The following is a 566-nucleotide window of genomic DNA, read 5'->3' on the forward strand; positions in this document are numbered from 1 at the left end:
CAGCAGTTCGGGGCGCACCCGCCGGCCCGACCGCTCGATGGCTTCGACGACGGCGTCGTCGCGCTGATGCAGGATCCGGCGCTGGATGTCGCGCAGCGCGGGCAGCCGGGCACAGGCGATGTAGCGCTCGTAGCGGGAGATCAGCTGCTCGGTCAGCAACGAGCCGCGGTCCTCGCCCACCAGCAGATCGACCAGCAGGTCGGCCGTCGTCTCGGCGCCGCGACGGCGTTTGGACAATCCGGCGACCCGGGCCCGCAGCTGGGCCACCTCCAGCATGCCGATGTGGTCGACCGCGCTGGCGATCAGGTCGTCCAGCGAGGAGAAGTAGTAGGTGGTCGACGCCAACGGCAGGCCGGCCCGCCGGGCCACCGCGCGGTGCCGCACCGCCTCGAAGCCACCCTCGCGCAGCAACTCGGCGGCCGCGCTGACCAGCGCATACCGTCGACGTTCACCCTTGGGTGTGACCGCTGCCGTCACGCTTAGTCATGCTGCCAGGCAGGCCGGGGCCGCATTGCCCTTTCGGGCAAACGTCGCGTCGGACCGCCGCTTATGATGTCCGGCATGTC

The 566-nt window shown here is 70.8% G+C and carries 1 protein-coding gene; it reads right to left on the reverse strand.

The genetic code is table 11. The features are described 5' to 3' along the window. The coding region (locus tag BKN37_RS27445; RefSeq protein ID WP_071030460.1) for a TetR/AcrR family transcriptional regulator at positions 1–477 on the reverse strand (477 nt) is incomplete at its 3' end. Positions 478–566: the final 89 nt, after the last annotated feature.

It is taken from the genome of Mycobacterium talmoniae, assembly GCF_001854525.1.
GTDB classification, from domain to species: Bacteria; Actinomycetota; Actinomycetes; order Mycobacteriales; family Mycobacteriaceae; genus Mycobacterium; species Mycobacterium talmoniae.